Origin of the sequence: Streptosporangium sp. NPDC087985 (assembly GCF_044741965.1) — a bacterium.
GTDB lineage: Bacteria > Actinomycetota > Actinomycetes > Streptosporangiales > Streptosporangiaceae > Streptosporangium.
In genome coordinates this window covers 16,697-32,258 of sequence record NZ_JBIUTQ010000009.1, presented here as the reverse complement: position 1 = coordinate 32,258, position 15,562 = coordinate 16,697, and the positions used below count along the sequence as shown (strand labels likewise).

The window sequence follows — 15,562 nt, the reverse complement described above, 5'->3', positions numbered from 1 at the left end:
ATCACACACCCTCCAGGAGGAGATTCCGTGTCCCTTCGCGAATCCGCCGCCGACATGCGGGACGAGCTGGTCCGTCTCCGCCACGCCCTGCACCGTCAGCCCGAACTCGGTCTCGACCTGCCACGGACCCAGGAGAAGGTGTTGACGGCACTGGCGGGGCTTCCCCTGGAGATCCGGCTCGGCGAGCGGCTGAGCTCGGTCACGGCCGTGCTGCGGGGTGCCCGGCCCGGCCCGACCGTGCTGCTCCGGGGCGACATGGACGCCCTGCCGGTCTCCGAGCGTGGCGGCGGGGAGATCACCTCGCAGGTGGACGGCCGGATGCACGCGTGCGGCCACGACCTGCACACCGCCATGCTGGCCGGGGCGGCGCACCTGCTGGCGGCCGGACGCGACCGGCTCGCCGGGAACGTGATCTTCATGTTCCAGCCGGGCGAGGAGGGGCCGGGCGGCGCGAAGATCATGATAGACGAGGGCGTGCTGGACGCGGCGGGCGAGCGCCCCGTCGCGGCCTACGCCCTGCATGTGATCAGCTCGGCGCTCCCCCACGGGGTGTTCCTCACCAAGGGCGGCCCGATGATGGCCGCCGCCGACAGGCTCGTGGTGACCGTGCGCGGCGCGGGCGGTCACGGCTCGGCCCCGCATCACGCCAAGGACCCGATCCCCGTCGCGTGCGAGATGGTCACCGCGCTGCAGACCATGGTCACGCGGGGGTTCGACGTGTTCGACCCGGTGGTCGTCACCGTCGGCAGCTTCCACGCCGGCACCGTCGACAACGTGATCCCGGACGAGGCCCGGTTCGAGGCGACGATCCGGTCGTTCTCGGCGGCCTCCCACGCGCGGATCCAGGAACGGGCGGTGGCCCTGGTCAGGGGCATCGCGGCGGCCCACGGGCTGGAGGTGGAGGCCGACTACGAGGTGAGCTACCCGGTCACGGTCAACGACGGCGCCGAGGCCGACTTCGTCGGCGGAGTCGTCCGCGAGGCGTACGGCGAGGAGCGGTTCCTCACGGCTTCCCAGCCGTTCACCGGTTCGGAGGACTTCTCGTTCGTCTGCGACCAGGTGCCATCGGCCTTCGTGACGCTCGGCGCGTGCCCGTCGGATGCCGACCCCGCCAAGGCCGCCTACAACCACTCCCCCGAGGCGCGGTTCGACGACGCCGTGCTGCCGGACGGCGCCGCGCTTTACGCGGAGCTCGCCACGCGCCGCCTCGAACTGGCGGCGAACTGATCCGCCCGGCGGGGCGTCGCCGTCAGGCACGCCCCGCCGGGGCCGGGGCACCCCTCCCCTCGGCCCAGGCCGTTGCGCCCCGGGTGTGGCCCGCTCGGCCACGGCCGGGGACACAGCTCTAGGCGCTCGCCGCGTAGACCACCAGTGACACCGCCACGTACTGGACCACGTAGGCGGCGACGGTGAGGGCGTGGAAGACCTCGTGGAAGCCGAACCAGCGGGGTGAGGGGTCGGGACGGCGCAGGCCGTACACGACCCCGCCCGCCGTGTAGAGCAGTCCGCCCACGGCGATCAGAATCACCGCGGCCGGCCCCGCGCCCTCCACAAGCTGGGGCAGCACGAAGACGGCCGTCCAGCCGAGACCGATGTAGAGCGTGGTGGACAGCCAGCGGGGAGCCCCGATCCACAGCACCCGGAACAGTACCCCGGCGACCGCGCCGGCCCAGATCACGCCGAGAACCACCGTCCTGACCACCCCGTCCAGGGCGAGCAGCGCGAACGGGGTGTAGGTGCCCGCGATGATCAGGTAGATGTTGGCGTGGTCGAGGCGTCGCAGCACCTCTCCGAGTCGGGGGGAGAGCGTACCCCGGTGGTAGGTGGCCGAGATGCCGAAGAGCAGGCCCGAGGTGATCGCATAGATCGCGGCGGCGAGCCGCGCCTGCAGGGTGGGCCCCAGGGCGACCAGGACGAATCCGGCGACGAGCGCGACGGGCAGGGCCCCGGCGTGCAGCCAGCCACGGAGACGGGGCTTGATCAACTCTGGGAGAGTGAACCTCTCAGGAGAAGTCGTGGTCATGAACCTACGCTAGCGTAACTTACGCCAACGTAGGTTGCGATCTGCCCTACGGAGGTGAGTACGAGGACCGCTCGACTACGCATACGGTTTCTCCCAGGGGTGTCCCCGGCGTTGTTGTACATCAGAGGAAAGAGGACCAACGGTGATGGCCAGGCGAGAACCGCAGAAGCCGATGCCAGGCCGTTATCCGGTGACCTTCGGGGAGGTCGAGCTCCTGGGAGATCTCGACCGGCCCTCGGGCTGGGTGATCTCCAAGGACGGCGTGCCCCAGTCCTACGTGGACCTGGACGACCCCACCCACCTCGACTTCGAATACGTCCAGCTGATGGCCACCGTGATCGACCTTCTCGACGAGGGCCCGCTGGACGCCGTGCACATCGGGGGCTGCGGCTGCACCCTGCCCCGCTACGTGGCGGCGGCCCGCCCGGGGTCGCGGCAGATCGTCGCCGAGCCGGACGAGGGGCTCGTCCAGCTCGTCAGGGACCAGCTCCGGCTGAAGGCGGTGCCCCGGCTCAAGGTCAGGATCCTTGACGGCCGTACGGCCACCGCCGGACTCCAGGACGGCTCGGCCGACCTGCTCGTACTGGACGCCTTCAGCGGTGCCACGATGCCGCTCGACCTGGCCACCTCCGAGTACATGGGCGACGTCGCCCGCGTCCTGCGCCCGGCCGGGACGCTGCTGGTCAACGTCGCCGACGGCAAGGGCCTGGCCTTCGCCCGCCGGGTGCTGGCCACCGTCGGCGGCACCTTCCCCCACATGGCCCTGCTGGCCGACCCCGGCGTCATGCGGGGGCGCCGCTTCGGCAACCTCATCATCGCCGCCTCGCGCACCGGACTTCCCCTGTCCGGCCTGGCCCGCCGCGCCGCCGGCGGCCTCGCCCAGGCCCGGTGTGTGTACGGCGAGGACCTGACCAGGTTCATCGCCGGAGCTCTCCCTCTCAACGACGGCACCCCCGTCGTCGTCCCCGTCCCGCCGCCGGGAGTGTTCGGCTGAGCGGACGCGGAACGGGCGGCCGAGCGGACGCGGGCGGCTCCGAGACCGCGACGCCTCCGACGGCGCGACCTCGGCCCGCGATGGAATAGTTGAAGTATCAACTGAGTTTGCATCAACGAATGCCACACGAAGGAGTCCGAGATGCCCGCCGTCACCGTAGAGAACCCGCTGACCCTGCCCCGACTGCCCCAGCCGCTCGACGCGGTGCGTGAGCGCGAGGTCCTGACCGTGACGACCGCGCCCAGCGGCTTCGAGGGTGAGGGCTTCCCGGTCCGCAAGGCCCTGGCGACGATCAAGTCCCAGTATCTCGACCCGTTCATCATGATGGACCAGATGGGCGAGGTGGACTACGCGCCGGGCGAGCCCAAGGGCACCCCCTGGCACCCCCACCGGGGCTTCGAGACCGTCACCTACATGATCGACGGCGTGATGGACCACGCCGACTCCCACGGCGGCGGTGGCACGATCTCCGACGGCGACACGCAGTGGATGACCGCTGGCGGCGGCATCCTCCACAAGGAGGCCCCCCCGGAGTGGCTGGTCCAGAAGGGTGGCCTGTTCCACGGCATCCAGCTCTGGGTCAACCTGCCGGGCAAGGAGAAGATGATCGCGCCGAAGTACCAGGACATCGGCAGGTCCAACGTCGTCCTGCTCAGCAGCCACGACGGCGGAGCGCTGGTCCGGCTGATCGCGGGCGAGGTCGGCGAGTTCAGCGGCCCCGGCAGCACCCGGACGCCGATCACCCTCCTGCACGCCTCCCTCAGCCCCGGTTCCCGCCTCACGCTGCCCTGGCGCAAGGACTTCAACGCGCTGGCCTACGTCCTGTCGGGACGGGGTGCGGCCGGCGCCGACCGGCAGCCGATCGAGTCGGGCCAGCTCGCGGTCTTCGACGGCTTCGGCACCCTTCCCGGCCTCGGCACCCAGGGCGAGACCCTCACCCTGTGGGCGTCCGGGAGTCAGGAGAGCCGCAGCCCCAACATGGAGGTGATCGTGCTCGGCGGCCGTCCGATCGGCGAGCCGGTCGCGCACTACGGCCCGTTCGTGATGAACACCCAGGCGGAGCTCGTCAAGGCGTTCGAGGACTACCAGGCCGGCCGCCTCGGCACCATCCCCGCCGGTCACGCCTGACCCCGGCATGATCGGCGGAACCCAGGGTGAAGATCACATGAAACTCGTGGCGGTCACCACGACGGCGTATCGCCGTCTAGCTCTCGGTGAGGGTGACACAGGCGACACGGGGGCCGGCGTCACCCGCGTCGGCTCCGGTCCGCACCGTCGGCTGGGCGTGGATCACCAGGGAGTGGGGCTCCCTGCCGGGGGCGAAGGCCCAGTCCTGTTTGGCCATGGCGGTGGCGGCGCCCTCGGCGTCGGTGGTGAAGTCCAGCCACACCTCGGTGGTGGAGCTCGGGTGGGTGTGGGTGGCGGTGCTCTGGTAGTGCGGGCCCGCGTCCTCGGGCTTGACCCCGCACGGGTTGACGTGCAGGTGCGCGCCGTACGTCCGGTTGGGCAGCAGCCCGTCGACCGTGACCGTGGAGGTGGCGAGCACCGCCCCCGACTCGGCCACCACCTCGGCCGAGGCGCCGGTGGGCGCCAGCTTGGTGTCGTAGGTGACGGCCTGTGCCTTCGGCGCCGGCCTGGTGAGCGTGCCGCCCCCGGAGAGCCGGATCCCGGTGGGGCTCGGGTCATGTGCGACCGGATGGGTGGCGACGACCGCCTCCCGGCCGCCACAGGCCACGCTCAGCAGGCCGACGGCGACGACGGCGAGAGCAACGAGAGGGCGCATCCAACATCTCCTTGACCAGACACGGCGAGACAGGCACCCACTCTAACGAGTGACCATATGATCACGTTGGGTATTCGCCGTTGTCGGTCCGGACAAGTTCCGCGGCCCTCAGGTCCTTCGGGTCCCTCAGGTGTGGGATGCGGCGATCGCGTCGATGCGGGCGGCGAGCGTGAAGTCCATCTCGGTCAGGCCACCGGCGTCGTGGGTGGAGAGGGCCAGGTGGAGGGTGCGCCAGCGGATGTCGATATCGGGATGGTGGTTGAGCTTCTCGGCCTCCACGGCGACCTCGTCGACGATACGGATCGCGGTCGGGAAGTCGGGGGCTTTGATGGTGCGGCGGATCTCGTCGCCTTCGCGCCGCCATTCGGGCACATCGGCCAGTCTCCGGTCCACCGCGGAGTCGTCAAGCAGGTCCATCCGCCCAGGAGACCACGTCTCCGGCGGACACGCCAAACCGGGGTGGCCCGCCCGGCGCGCCACACCATGCCACCCCTGTGCGGGGGGGTTGCTGCCCGAAGGCGCGGACCCCTACTTTTAGCGGGCCTTCTCCCCTCCCCCCCGCGAGGACTGATCCCATGCCTCTGCAGCTCACCGGCGCTCCCGGCGACCCGGACCTGATCCGCCTGCCCTGGGACGTCCCTCTCGAACAGTGGCCGGCGCATCACCTGGTCTCGCTGCCGCGCGGCATCTCCCGTCACGTGGTGCGCTTCGTCCGGCTCTCCGGCAGGGTGTACGCGATCAAGGAGATCAGCGAGTACTACGCCAAACGCGAGTATCGCCTGCTGTGGGACCTGAACCGGCTCGACACCCCCTCGGTGGAGCCGGTGGCCGTGGTCACCGGGCGGACCGGCGCGGACGGGGAGCCGCTCGACTCCGCGCTGATCACCCGGCACCTGCAGTTCTCCCTGCCCTATCGGGCGGTCATGTCGGGGACCGTCCGGCCCGAGACGCTCAACCGGCTGCTCGACGCGCTGGCCGTACTGCTGGTCCGGCTGCACCTGAGCGGTTTCTACTGGGGCGACTGCTCGCTGTCGAACGTCCTGTTCCGCCGGGACGCGGGCTCCTTCGCCGCCTATCTGGTGGACGCCGAGACCGGCGAGCTCCATCCCATGATCAGTGAGGGCCAGCGGCTGTACGACATCGACCTCGCGCACACCAACATCTTCGGCGAGATGCTCGATCTGGAGGCCGGCGGCCTGCTCCACCCCTCCGTCGACCCCGAGGAGGTCGCCGGATCGGTCTGCTCGCGCTATCACACGCTCTGGAGCGAGCTCACCTCCGACGAGATCATCGATGAGGTGGACTGGCACATGATCGACCAGCGGATCCGCCGGCTGAACTCCCTCGGCTTCGACGTCGCCGAGATGATGGTCCGCCGTAAGTCGGGGACCGGGCGGCTGATCGTCCGCCCGAAGGTCGTGGACGCCGGTCACCACCAGCGCAGGCTGCTCCGGCTCACCGGCCTGGACGTGGAGGAGAACCAGGCCAGGCGGCTGCTCAACGACCTCGACTCCTTCCGGGTGTCGTACGGCCTGCGTTACGAGGAGGAGGCGATCGTGGCCCACCGCTGGCTGATGGAGATCTTCCATCCGGCGGTGGAGGCCGTCCCCCGGGAGCTGCGGCGCAAGCTCGAACCGGCCCAGCTCTTCCACGAGGTGCTCGACCACCGCTGGTACCTGTCAGAGGCGGCCGGAAACGATGTCGGCCTGCCCGCCGCCGTTGAGTCCTACGTGAAGAATATTCTTGTTTTCAAGCCGGACGAGAAAGCCCTTATCGTCGAGGACTGATGGATGGTTTCCCTCCCGGGATATACAACCTTATACGCGGTTATTGAATTCTCCGCCTATCGACATATCAGTTTCAAATAGGGCACATGGTTCCCCGGATATTTCCCTACGCTGACCGGGCGACGTCGTGAAGTCGTTGGCGAGGGAGCCCCCGTGCTTGGAATCGAAGACTGCCTGACCGAGGTCATGGCCATCCCCGGCGCGCTGGACGCGATCCTGATCGATCAGACCAGCGGGACGGCGGTGGGATTCGGTGGCGGCAGTCACCAGGCCGACGCGGAGCGGTCGGCCGCCGGGTTGAGTGAGACCCTGCGGGCAACCCTGGACGGACTCGCCATCACCTCCCCCAGCGGAACGGTCCGGATCAGCGACATGATCATAACCACGGATAGTGGACATCATTTATTAAAGTCATTGGAAACGGTTTTTGACGGTCCACTGGTGATTTATGTCCGGCTCGATTTGGAGCGCTCGAACCTGGCCCTGGCCCGCCACCGGCTCCAGGCGCTCTCCGGCCGCCTGATAACGACGTGAGCCATGCCGACCGTGGAAAGCGTACTCAGCGGGTTGGCCGACGACCGCGCCACCGGCGCGTTACGGCTGGGCAAGGCCGGGATGCTCTACCTCACCGGCGGCCGGGTGACCTACGCCGAGAGCCCGGCCGCCCCCCGGGTGGAGGATCTGCTGACCTCCGGCCGCAGAATCTCCGCCCATGCCGTACGGCAGGCCAGGCAGGCCGCCACCGAGGACCGGTGGGGCGGCGAACTGCTGGTCTCCCAGGGGGTTCTCACCCGGGGCGAGCTGGAGTTCTGCGTGCTGAGCTCGGTACTCGACGCCGTGTACTTCCTGTTCGACGCCACCGGCCACCGGCCCAGGTTCCGGCCGGGAGACCAGCACTGGCTCGGGCCCCAGTGGTATTTCGACGTGACCGGACTACTCCGGGAGTGCAAGCGAAGGAGGGCGCAATTGAACCAGGCCTGGCCATCCGCCGAGCTGGACGCACTCCCGGTCGTCCCGGTGGGACGCGTCACCAGCCAGCGGGTGGTGCTGACCCCGCTCCAGTGGGAGGTGCTGGTCGGCGCCGACTCCGCCACGACCCCGGGTGACCTGGCGCGCAAGCTCGGCCGTCCGGCCTACTCGGTACTGCTCGCCGTACGGCAGCTTGCCGCGGCGGGGCTGCTCCGCACGCCACAGGCCGGCTCCGCCGCCCTACCTGGCGTGCTACCCGGCGCGCTGCCCAAGCGAGAGAAGAACGGTATGGCAGATCTCAGGGAACTCTCGGGCACCACCGAGCTGTCCACGCCACTGCCCCTGGCGACGGCGGACCCCACCGACGTGAACCTGCTCATCCGGCTCAGAGACGCATTGGAGGCATTGACGTGAGCTTGGTCCTATGCCGATAAGGCTGCGGACGCTGAAGCTGCTCGGAAGGAGGATGCCGGTGGAACTCCGCGACGAAGTGCACCGAGAGATGGTGCTGCTGCGGGAGCGTGTGCCCGACGTGAACGGGAGCATCGCCTGCAGCGTGGATGGCCTGACGATAGCGAGTGACCTGGAAGGCGACGTCGAGCAGACCGGCGCGCTCTCATCGGCGATGCTGGCCCTCAGTCGCCGGATGACGAGCATGGCCGACAAGGGCACCTTCGAGGAGACGTTGATCTCCGGAACCAACGGTTACGCGGCCTTCTACGCCGCCGGCCCAAAGATCGTCCTCACAGTGCTCGCCCGCCCGGGCACCAACCTCGGGCTGCTGCGACTGGAGGGCCGCAAGACGGCGGCGAATCTGGCCGTCATCACGTCCCGCACATCTATACCCCAATGAATCGGAGACAGTAATGGGCAACATGGACATCTCGCTCAAGGAGATGATGGCGATCGACGGCGCCCTCGGCGCGGTGGTCGTGGACTACAACAGCGGCATGGCGCTGGGCGCCCTCGGCGGTTCCAAGGACCTCGACCTCCAGGTCGCCGCGGCCGGCAACACCGAGGTCGTCAAGGCCAAGATGCGGACGATGGAATCTCTGGGCCTCAAGGACGGCATCGAGGACATCCTCATCACGCTCAGCGGCCAGTACCACGTGATCCGCCCCGTCAGCGGCCGGAGCGGCAAGGGACTCTTCCTCTACGTGGCGTTCGACCGCTCCCGGGCCAACCTGGCGCTCGCACGGCACACCATGCGCGCCATCGAGGAGAGGCTCGAGGTCTGACCCTCCGGTACGGCTTGCGCCCCGGGAGGCGCAAGCCGTACCGGAGCCCGGCCGCGGGGAGTCCGTCCTACTTGTTGATCACCTGGGGCGGGGTGGCCGGGTTGTTGTCGATGCGCTTCCACGCGCCCGCGGAGAAGGGCACGGGGTAGTTCTTCTTACCCGGGCCGCTGCCCCACTTGGTGATCACGTAATCGACCTTGATGTGGCCCAGGCCGCCGGTGCCGTCCACGCCGAGCGTGTTGGGGTTGAACGTGCCGCCGGTCAGCTCGGCGAAGGTCTTGGCATCGAGGTCGATCATGACCCCGCTGCTGGAGGGCACGCCGGGACCGCGGTCACCGACGAAGAAGTTGGCCTTCTTGCCGTTGTAGATGACATAGCCCTCGGTCATCAGCGGCCAGCTCGGGCTGGCGATCATGCCCTTCTGCATCGGCTTGCCGCTCGCGGGCAGACCGGTGTCCCCGGCGCGGCCGGAGGAGTCGTCCCAGAAGTAGGAGGCCTTGGTCGAGCCGTTCAGCAGGACGACCTCGGAGCCGGACTCGGAGCCGGGGGTCGAGGCGCTGGTCTTGGCCGAGGCGGGGAGCGCCTGGACGGGGGGCGCCTGGACGGGGGGCGCCTGGACGGAGAGCGCCGGGGCGGGCAGCGCCGAGGAGCTGGCGACAGCCGAGCTGGGGATCAGCGAGACGACGCTCGCGGAGGTGATGGCACTCGCGCCGATAAGGGTGGCGGCGATGAAGAAACGGCTCTTAGGTATACCAAAGGAGAAACGCATTGGAGGAAGACTCTTTCGCGAGGCAACGGGAAGGCGCGTGTGCCACGCGGATGAGGCACAGGCGGATACGCGCTCTCACAGAGAGAGGGGGTGGCCGGCGAGACCGGGCACCGCGCGAGGCGCGTGGGAAGCCGCGTTCAGACGCGGCGGGAAAGTCCTAGAGGACCCGTACGAGCGAGGCGGGTACCAGCGGGAAGGGGGCACAGCGTCCCATAAGTGATTTCCTCTCCATCTCGTCTACCGGGTTAGCTGACGGGTTCGGGCGGTGGAGTTGCCCTACCGCCGCAGGTTCGCGGCGGATTCACCCCAGGAAGTGGGTCCCCGGTTCCCATGGCCCTGAGGGCTTCCGGGATTCGACGTCGACTGGCCGCTCCTTCCGCTGAAGGGCAGGTCGCCAACCGATCACAAACAGGACATTACAGCCCATTCGGGCACAAAGCAAAGCAAAACCCATGAAAACCCCAGAAGATCTACCCACGTCGGCCAAGAAAGCCTCATTGGTTACCCCTTGACCATCTCGCCGACATGGTGGACCGGCCGGAACCGCAGGGGAAGCGCCTCGGAAGATTCCGGTGATCATGCCTCTGAGCTGGGCATACTTCTCAAGTATTTCCAAAGGAGGGATGATTCGATGAATATTTACACGATCAATGTGGGGGTCGCGGCGACCGGTATGCCGCTCCTTCGGTCAACAGTTCTTTTTACCTCCATACGGGCCCGTCGATCAGCGAAATGGCCCATCAACCGGTCGGCGCATGCTCTCCGGAAGATCCGGAGGCGCCGGAAACCGCCCGCGCAAAGCCGCGGTCATGGACAGGCGAAACTCCTCTGGATGGTCAGTCCCACCAGAACGACCAGACGTTCCTGCCTCTGATCTGCTCCGCGTAGTCGGCCAGCGTCCCGGCGCTGTAGATGACGCTGTCGGGGCAGAACGTCCAGTGCTCGGCGGCGACGTGCAGGGCGTGTTCCGGCGTGACCGGGGGCGCCGCGACGCTCAGGTCCAGGGTGTTGAAGCCCATGCCGACCACCCGCGCGCCGAATCTCTCCTCCCAGCTGCGCACCACAGCCGCGAGCGGGACCATCCACTCGTTGTGATTCAGCGCGCCCTGCCATCCCATGACGGCCAGCGCGTCGGCCCCCCGCGCCGCCGCGACCAGCCCGAGCGGGGTCCTGCGCTCGGCCACCATCCCCGCGTACCAGTCGGCGACCACGCCGGGGTCGGCGGCCGGTCTACCCGAGGGCGCCGGTCCCGGGCACTGCGGGCCGAACGGATCCAGCAGCTCCACCTGGTCGGCGTGGGCCTTCTCGATCCAGTCCGCCCACACCTCGGCCATGAACGCGGCGGGGTGGTAGTTGTCGATCTCGGAAGCCGCATCCGGGGCGATCTGCCCCTCCGACCACGGCTGGACGGAGTCCTCAAGCAGCACCGGCCACAGGCCCGACCGCTCGTGCTCGCTCCGCAGCTCGGCCCAGAGCTCGCCGGAGACCGGCTCGTCACTCAGCCAGAACGCCGGACGGTGGTCTACGGCGAACCGCGCGTAGCCGGGATCGGGCCACACCACGTCTCCGGGCGGCAACTCGACCGAGAGCGTGCGCCCCTCACCGCCGTCGTGGAACAGCTGGCCCAGCACTGGCGGAAGTTGCCCACGCTCGCAATCGCTCATCCCTACCGATCCGATCCTGACCACGGACCAATTTTGGCCTGTCAACGTCCAGAGCGACAGTTAGCCTCAGGACCAGGCCAAAATCATCGGTATGCCCGGCGGATGGCAGGAGTGGGACAGCGGTGTGGCGGACACTCACCGCCACACCGCTGTCATATCGATCTAGGGCCTGCCTGGCATGTCAGGCCTGCCCGGGATGTCAGGCCTGCCTGAGATGTCAGGCCTGCCTGACATATCGCGAGTACCCGGCCTGTCGCGCCTGCTGGTCATCCCGGGCATTTTCCTGGCGCCCACCGCCACCGCTCCCAGCCCGAGCAGGAAGATGATGATGCCGGTGACGACGTTGTTCCAGATGGTCGCCGTCGTCGCCGAACCGGTGAGCCAGGGTGCCACGATGGTCCAGATACCGATGATCGGTGCGATCCAGCTCACCCCGTAGGTCCGGCCGTAGGCCGACGCGAACGCCATGGCCAGAGCGGCGAGCGCGACGCCGGTGACCAGGTTGCTCACGGAAAGCCTGGACAGCCCGTTGAAGCCGACCACCCATGGGGAGATCGCCAGGTAGAGCCCCGCGAGGAGAGTGAGGCCGTCGGTGCCCTGGGCTGTCGGGCTGGAACCCGCTTGCTCGTACCTCGCTCGCATCTCGATGAGATCGGGATGGTGTTCTAGGCCTGCGGGTCTGGTCATGACCCACGCCCCCTTCCGACTTCTGTACGGAACAGACCTAACTCCCATACCCGACATAAGCGGATAAAAAATACAAAGCAGGCCAAATATGACCATGTCAGGCTCAGCAGACAGTCCGGGCTGGAATCCCACCGGCCCGCTTGCCGGAATTTTCCCGTCCCTTGGCATCGCACCACCGGCACCCCGGAGTCCCCGAGGCCCGCTCAACGCGCTGGGCGGCACAGCGCGGGCCGCGGACTGGGCCGGTGGACCCGACAGAACGGAACGCCCCGGCCGTAGGGACGGCTACGCCGCTGAAACCACCTGGTAGGCGGTGAGCACCCGCAGTGCCCGCAGCGTTTCGATCCCCCGATACTCAAGGGTGGAGGCCGCACCCGGCGGTTCCCAGGTGATGGCCCATCCCCCGTCTGGCTGCTGGTCACGTACCAACCGGTCGAGGTGGCCTTCGATCAGGTCGTCGGTGAACAGCCGGCGCCAGCGGCTGTCGGGCGTGGGGGCCAGGTGCAGCGGGGTGACGCCGTAGCCCGGATCCGCGGGATCGGCCCGGTACCAGTTCAGCTTGGGGAGCCACTCGCCCACCCGCTCGGCGAGAGGTTCGGCCCGGTCACGATCGGGGACGTGCTCGAGGAACACGAGCGTCTCGGCCATGGCGTGCGCGTCGCCGGGAAACCCGTTCTCCAGTGCCGACCAGCACCAGTCGGTGGCACGGGTAAGCCAGGGATGGTCCATCCCCATCCGGTGCAGCAGCCCGGCCAGCCCGGCGGTGGGGTTCAGCCCCGGCGTGTAGGTCCAGTCCGACCAGTGCACGGCCCTGGGATAGGCCTCCATCACCGGGAAGGACAGGGACACCGCTCCGCCGGGTGCGGCGACCGTCGCCAGCCAGTCGCAGGCGCGCGACACCATCCGCTCGGCCGGCGGGCCGCCGGCCGCCACCAGCGTCTGGAAGGCGGTCTCCACATCGATGGGCAGACTGTCGGGGCAGCGTTTGTCAGGCTCAAGGCCGTGGCCGAAACCGCCGTCGGGATTCTGGTAGGCGCGCAGGGAGTCCACCACCCCCGCGGCGGGCGCCGCCTGGAAAAGGGTGGCGAACAGGCGCCGTTCGAGCAGGCGCCCTTCCCGGAGGATGAAAGCCCTGGCCGTGTCGAAGATGCCGTCACTCATGACGCCCATGCTGGCAGGGCGCCGGCCCGACTGTCTTGAACGGATCGGACACCGGAGCTCCGCCGTACCCGGCCCCCGCGACGGGTCCGGCGGAGCTCCGGCGGTCACTGCACCTCGGCGTCCTCGCGGTAGCCCCTGGCCTGCAGCTCGAACAGCCGGGCGTACCCCCCGCCCGTGGCCGTGAGGTCGTCATGTGTCCCCCGTTCGACGATCCGGCCGTCACCGAGCACCACGATCAGGTCCGCGTCGCGGACCGCGCCGAGCCGGTGCGACACGAGCAGGCTGGTACGGCCGGCACGGTGCTCGCGCAGCCGCCGGTGCACCTCGTACTCCGCCTGGGCGTCCAGACCCGAGCTGGGCTCGTCGAGGATGAGCAGGTCACGTCCCTCGCGCAGCATCGCGCGGGCCAGGGCCAGGCGCTGCCACTGGCCGCCGGAGAGCACCACCCCGGTCTGCGGGTCCTCCCCGTCCTCATCCCCGAAGAAGATCCGGCTCAGCAGCGTGTCGTAGCCTCGGGGCAGCGCCTCGACGATTTCGTGGACGTCCGCCATCCCGGCGGCGGCCTGGATCCTGACGCGGTCGGACAGAGCCTCGATCTCCCCCACCCCGATGTTCTCCGCCGCGGTCAGGTCGTAGCTCATGTAGTCCTGGAAGAGCACGCCCATCCTGGCGCGCAGCTCGGCAGGCGGTACGGCGCGCAGGTCCACGCCGTCCCAGAGGATCGCCCCCCGGGACGGATCATAGAACCGGCAGAGCAGCTTGATCAAAGTGCTCTTGCCGGCCCCGTTGAGCCCCACCAGCGCGACCGTCGCGCCGTGCGGAATTGTCAGGTCGACTCCCCTCAGCACCCATGGATGGCTCTCGTCGTATCGGAACCACACATCGCGCAGCTCGATGCCCCGCCGCAGCGCAGGCAGCGTGGCGGCCGGTCCCTCCGTGGAGCAACACGGCGGCGGCAGGTCGTCGGGCAGCGATGTCACCTGCTCGTGGTAACCGAACAGGGACAGCGCCTGACGGGCGTTGGCCGCGTTCTCCACCACCGCGATCAGCGCACCCTGCGTTCCGGCCACGGCGGCGGCGAACGCGGTCACGTCGCCGAGGGTCAACCGGCCGTCCACCGCGGCGTACACCGCCCAGATCAACCCCACGCCGCTGACCGCGGCGGAGAGCATCGCGAGCAGCGATTGGGTGAGCGCCTCCCGCCGGTCCAGCCGCCGCTCACTGGCCTGGACGGTGGCCAGCTCCCCGAACATCCGGTCCTTGAGGAAGCCGCCCAGCCCGAAGAGCCGGACCTCTTTCGCGGCTTGCACATCGGTGATCAGGGAAGAGTAGAAGATTTGCCGCCGGATCGACGTGGACTGCCCGGCGATCATTATCATCCGCCGCTTCTCCAGCGACATCCGGGCGACCAGGGCGGGAATCGCCGCCAGCGCCACCAGTCCCGCCATGAGCGGGCTCAGCACGGCCAGGGCGGCCAAAAGGCTGACCAGCGTGATGGCATTGCGCCCGATGTCGAACAGACCCGAGGTGATGGGCGCCAACGTGCTTCCTGAAGCCTGGGTGGCCAGGCGCAGCCCGTCCAGGAACGCCGGATTCTCGAACCTTGACAGGCCCTGGAATCCGTTCACCGCCGTGTACAGGCGGTCCTGCATCAGACGATCCAGCCTGCGCTCCGACTCAGCCCGCAGGTACGCGGTGAGCTGCGGCAGCACCCCGGAGACCAGCCCGATGGCGGTGAGGCCGCTGACCGGCAGCAGTACGCGATCGGGGCGACCGGTCGCCAGCTCGTCGATGAGAAGCTTCGTCATCCACACGGTCCCCACGGGCAGCAGGCCGCCGACGACGGTGACCGCCAGCTGGGACGCCGCCAGACCGGGTCCGGCCCGCCAGCACAGTGACGCCACCGTGCCGACATCTCGCAGCAGCCGCCGCAGCCGACCTCCACCTGGCTTCGCGGCCAAGGCCGGAGATGTCGTCACCTCGCCGGCGCCATCTCGGCGAGGGCCGAAAGCTCCGTCTGCGCCTCCACGATCGTGCCGTCCGGGCCGACGCGCAGGAATGTCGGGAAGGCTTCGACGCCTACCGCCTTCACCAGCTTGTCGGCGCGTTCGGCCGTGATGACGCTCGCCACGCCGCCAACCGCCTCGAGGAGGTCGTCGATCTTCGGACCGCCACCGGAGACGACCGCCATGGCGGCGTAGGTGCGGGCCGCGACGGCGAACTGTGGCGCGTGCTCGTGGCACGCATCGCAGTTGACGTCGAAGAACGCCACGAGCTGCGGCCGGTCGACGCCGTCCGTGTCGGTCTGGGGCAGGGTGCGTCCGACCAGGGCTCCCGGGTTGTAAGGAGCGAATCGCGGCTGTCCGGCGAGGCGTGCCAACTCGGCGGCGTGCTCGCGAAGGCGGCGCAGTACCGCGAAGGTGAGCAGCAGGTCGAAGACGCAGAGCACGCCGACCAGCACGACGGCGGCGATCAGGAAAGTCATCG

17 protein-coding genes and 1 riboswitch are annotated in these 15,562 nt (G+C 68.9%); of the genes, 8 read left to right on the top strand and 9 right to left on the bottom strand.

Going from position 1 to position 15,562, the window contains the following annotated elements; translation table 11 throughout:
* Nucleotides 1–27: 27 nt before the first annotated feature.
* Nucleotides 28–1,227: a M20 family metallopeptidase gene (locus tag ACIN94_RS18565; protein ID WP_400707317.1), complete on the top strand. Its 1,200-nt coding sequence runs from the start codon at nt 28–30 to the stop codon at nt 1,225–1,227.
* Nucleotides 1,228–1,345: 118 nt separating this feature from the next.
* Here the strand turns inward: ACIN94_RS18565 and ACIN94_RS18560 are convergent, their stop codons facing one another.
* Nucleotides 1,346–2,023 (bottom strand): hemolysin III family protein, encoded by a 678-nt coding sequence (locus ACIN94_RS18560; protein ID WP_400707315.1) that lies wholly within the window; start codon nt 2,021–2,023, stop codon nt 1,346–1,348.
* Nucleotides 2,024–2,168: 145 nt separating this feature from the next.
* Between ACIN94_RS18560 and ACIN94_RS18555 the strand changes: the two genes are divergently transcribed.
* Together ACIN94_RS18555 and ACIN94_RS18550 are read left to right on the top strand one after the other, a co-directional pair.
* Nucleotides 2,169–3,017 carry a spermidine synthase gene (locus ACIN94_RS18555; RefSeq protein WP_400707312.1) on the top strand — a complete coding sequence of 283 codons (849 nt, stop codon included), beginning with the start codon at nt 2,169–2,171 and terminating at the stop codon, nt 3,015–3,017.
* 141 nt (nt 3,018–3,158) lie between these two features.
* Nucleotides 3,159–4,145, top strand: a complete 987-nt coding sequence (locus tag ACIN94_RS18550) for a pirin family protein (protein WP_400707309.1) — start codon at nt 3,159–3,161, stop codon at nt 4,143–4,145.
* 76 nt (nt 4,146–4,221) lie between these two features.
* Here the strand turns inward: ACIN94_RS18550 and ACIN94_RS18545 are convergent, their stop codons facing one another.
* Both ACIN94_RS18545 and ACIN94_RS18540 read right to left on the bottom strand, forming a co-directional pair.
* Nucleotides 4,222–4,800: a superoxide dismutase family protein gene (locus ACIN94_RS18545; protein WP_400707306.1), complete on the bottom strand. Its 579-nt coding sequence runs from the start codon at nt 4,798–4,800 to the stop codon at nt 4,222–4,224.
* Nucleotides 4,801–4,926: 126 nt separating this feature from the next.
* Complete coding sequence (locus ACIN94_RS18540; RefSeq protein ID WP_400707303.1) at nt 4,927–5,217, bottom strand: 4a-hydroxytetrahydrobiopterin dehydratase; 291 nt, start codon at nt 5,215–5,217, stop codon at nt 4,927–4,929.
* 158 nt (nt 5,218–5,375) lie between these two features.
* Here ACIN94_RS18540 and ACIN94_RS18535 point away from each other — a divergent pair, with 158 nt between their 5' ends.
* From ACIN94_RS18535 to ACIN94_RS18515, 5 genes are all read left to right on the top strand, one after another.
* Nucleotides 5,376–6,587, top strand: coding sequence for a DUF4032 domain-containing protein (locus ACIN94_RS18535; RefSeq protein ID WP_400707300.1), 1,212 nt, complete (start codon nt 5,376–5,378; stop codon nt 6,585–6,587).
* Between the two features lie 186 nt (nt 6,588–6,773).
* Complete coding sequence (locus ACIN94_RS18530; protein WP_400707298.1) at nt 6,774–7,121, top strand: roadblock/LC7 domain-containing protein; 348 nt, start codon at nt 6,774–6,776, stop codon at nt 7,119–7,121.
* 12 nt (nt 7,122–7,133) lie between these two features.
* Nucleotides 7,134–7,970, top strand: coding sequence for a DUF4388 domain-containing protein (locus ACIN94_RS18525; RefSeq protein WP_400707295.1), 837 nt, complete (start codon nt 7,134–7,136; stop codon nt 7,968–7,970).
* Nucleotides 7,971–8,028: 58 nt separating this feature from the next.
* The gene (locus ACIN94_RS18520) at nt 8,029–8,409 is read left to right on the top strand and encodes a roadblock/LC7 domain-containing protein (protein WP_400707292.1); all 381 of its coding nucleotides are present in this window, start codon (nt 8,029–8,031) and stop codon (nt 8,407–8,409) included.
* Between the two features lie 13 nt (nt 8,410–8,422).
* Entirely contained in the window at nt 8,423–8,794 is a 372-nt protein-coding gene (locus tag ACIN94_RS18515; protein WP_400707289.1) for a hypothetical protein, read from the top strand.
* Between the two features lie 67 nt (nt 8,795–8,861).
* Here ACIN94_RS18515 and ACIN94_RS18510 read toward each other — a convergent pair whose 3' ends face one another.
* The 6 genes from ACIN94_RS18510 to ACIN94_RS18485 form a co-directional block, all read right to left on the bottom strand.
* On the bottom strand, nt 8,862–9,563 hold the full coding sequence (locus ACIN94_RS18510) for a hypothetical protein (protein WP_400707286.1): 702 nt from the start codon (nt 9,561–9,563) through the stop codon (nt 8,862–8,864).
* A 219-nt stretch (nt 9,564–9,782) separates the two neighbouring features.
* Nucleotides 9,783–9,932, bottom strand: a riboswitch (cyclic di-AMP (ydaO/yuaA leader).
* A gap of 467 nt (nt 9,933–10,399) precedes the next feature.
* A complete protein-coding gene (locus ACIN94_RS18505; protein WP_400707283.1) occupies nt 10,400–11,194 on the bottom strand; it encodes a DUF4253 domain-containing protein in 795 nt (264 codons plus the stop codon).
* A gap of 195 nt (nt 11,195–11,389) precedes the next feature.
* Nucleotides 11,390–11,914: an SPW repeat protein gene (locus ACIN94_RS18500; protein ID WP_400707280.1), complete on the bottom strand. Its 525-nt coding sequence runs from the start codon at nt 11,912–11,914 to the stop codon at nt 11,390–11,392.
* Between the two features lie 285 nt (nt 11,915–12,199).
* Entirely contained in the window at nt 12,200–13,075 is an 876-nt protein-coding gene (locus ACIN94_RS18495; protein WP_400707277.1) for a hypothetical protein, read from the bottom strand.
* A 104-nt stretch (nt 13,076–13,179) separates the two neighbouring features.
* The gene (locus ACIN94_RS18490; protein ID WP_400707274.1) at nt 13,180–15,036 is read right to left on the bottom strand and encodes an ABC transporter ATP-binding protein; all 1,857 of its coding nucleotides are present in this window, start codon (nt 15,034–15,036) and stop codon (nt 13,180–13,182) included.
* A gap of 14 nt (nt 15,037–15,050) precedes the next feature.
* Nucleotides 15,051–15,560: a hypothetical protein gene (locus ACIN94_RS18485; RefSeq protein ID WP_400707271.1), complete on the bottom strand. Its 510-nt coding sequence runs from the start codon at nt 15,558–15,560 to the stop codon at nt 15,051–15,053.
* Nucleotides 15,561–15,562 lie beyond the last annotated feature (2 nt).

Bases quoted from the DNA above. Each gene is read 5' to 3' on its own strand.
- ACIN94_RS18560 (WP_400707315.1), bottom strand. From the start codon at position 2,023: ATGACCACGACTTCTCCTGAGAGGTTCACTCTCCCAGAGTTGATCAAG.
- ACIN94_RS18555 (WP_400707312.1), top strand. From the start codon at position 2,169: ATGGCCAGGCGAGAACCGCAGAAGCCGATGCCAGGCCGTTATCCGGTG.
- ACIN94_RS18550 (WP_400707309.1), top strand. From the start codon at position 3,159: ATGCCCGCCGTCACCGTAGAGAACCCGCTGACCCTGCCCCGACTGCCC.
- ACIN94_RS18545 (WP_400707306.1), bottom strand. From the start codon at position 4,800: ATGCGCCCTCTCGTTGCTCTCGCCGTCGTCGCCGTCGGCCTGCTGAGC.
- ACIN94_RS18540 (WP_400707303.1), bottom strand. From the start codon at position 5,217: ATGGACCTGCTTGACGACTCCGCGGTGGACCGGAGACTGGCCGATGTG.
- ACIN94_RS18535 (WP_400707300.1), top strand. From the start codon at position 5,376: ATGCCTCTGCAGCTCACCGGCGCTCCCGGCGACCCGGACCTGATCCGC.
- ACIN94_RS18530 (WP_400707298.1), top strand. From the start codon at position 6,774: ATGGCCATCCCCGGCGCGCTGGACGCGATCCTGATCGATCAGACCAGC.
- ACIN94_RS18515 (WP_400707289.1), top strand. From the start codon at position 8,423: ATGGGCAACATGGACATCTCGCTCAAGGAGATGATGGCGATCGACGGC.
- ACIN94_RS18510 (WP_400707286.1), bottom strand. From the start codon at position 9,563: ATGCGTTTCTCCTTTGGTATACCTAAGAGCCGTTTCTTCATCGCCGCC.
- ACIN94_RS18500 (WP_400707280.1), bottom strand. From the start codon at position 11,914: ATGACCAGACCCGCAGGCCTAGAACACCATCCCGATCTCATCGAGATG.
- ACIN94_RS18495 (WP_400707277.1), bottom strand. From the start codon at position 13,075: ATGAGTGACGGCATCTTCGACACGGCCAGGGCTTTCATCCTCCGGGAA.
- ACIN94_RS18485 (WP_400707271.1), bottom strand. From the start codon at position 15,560: ATGACTTTCCTGATCGCCGCCGTCGTGCTGGTCGGCGTGCTCTGCGTC.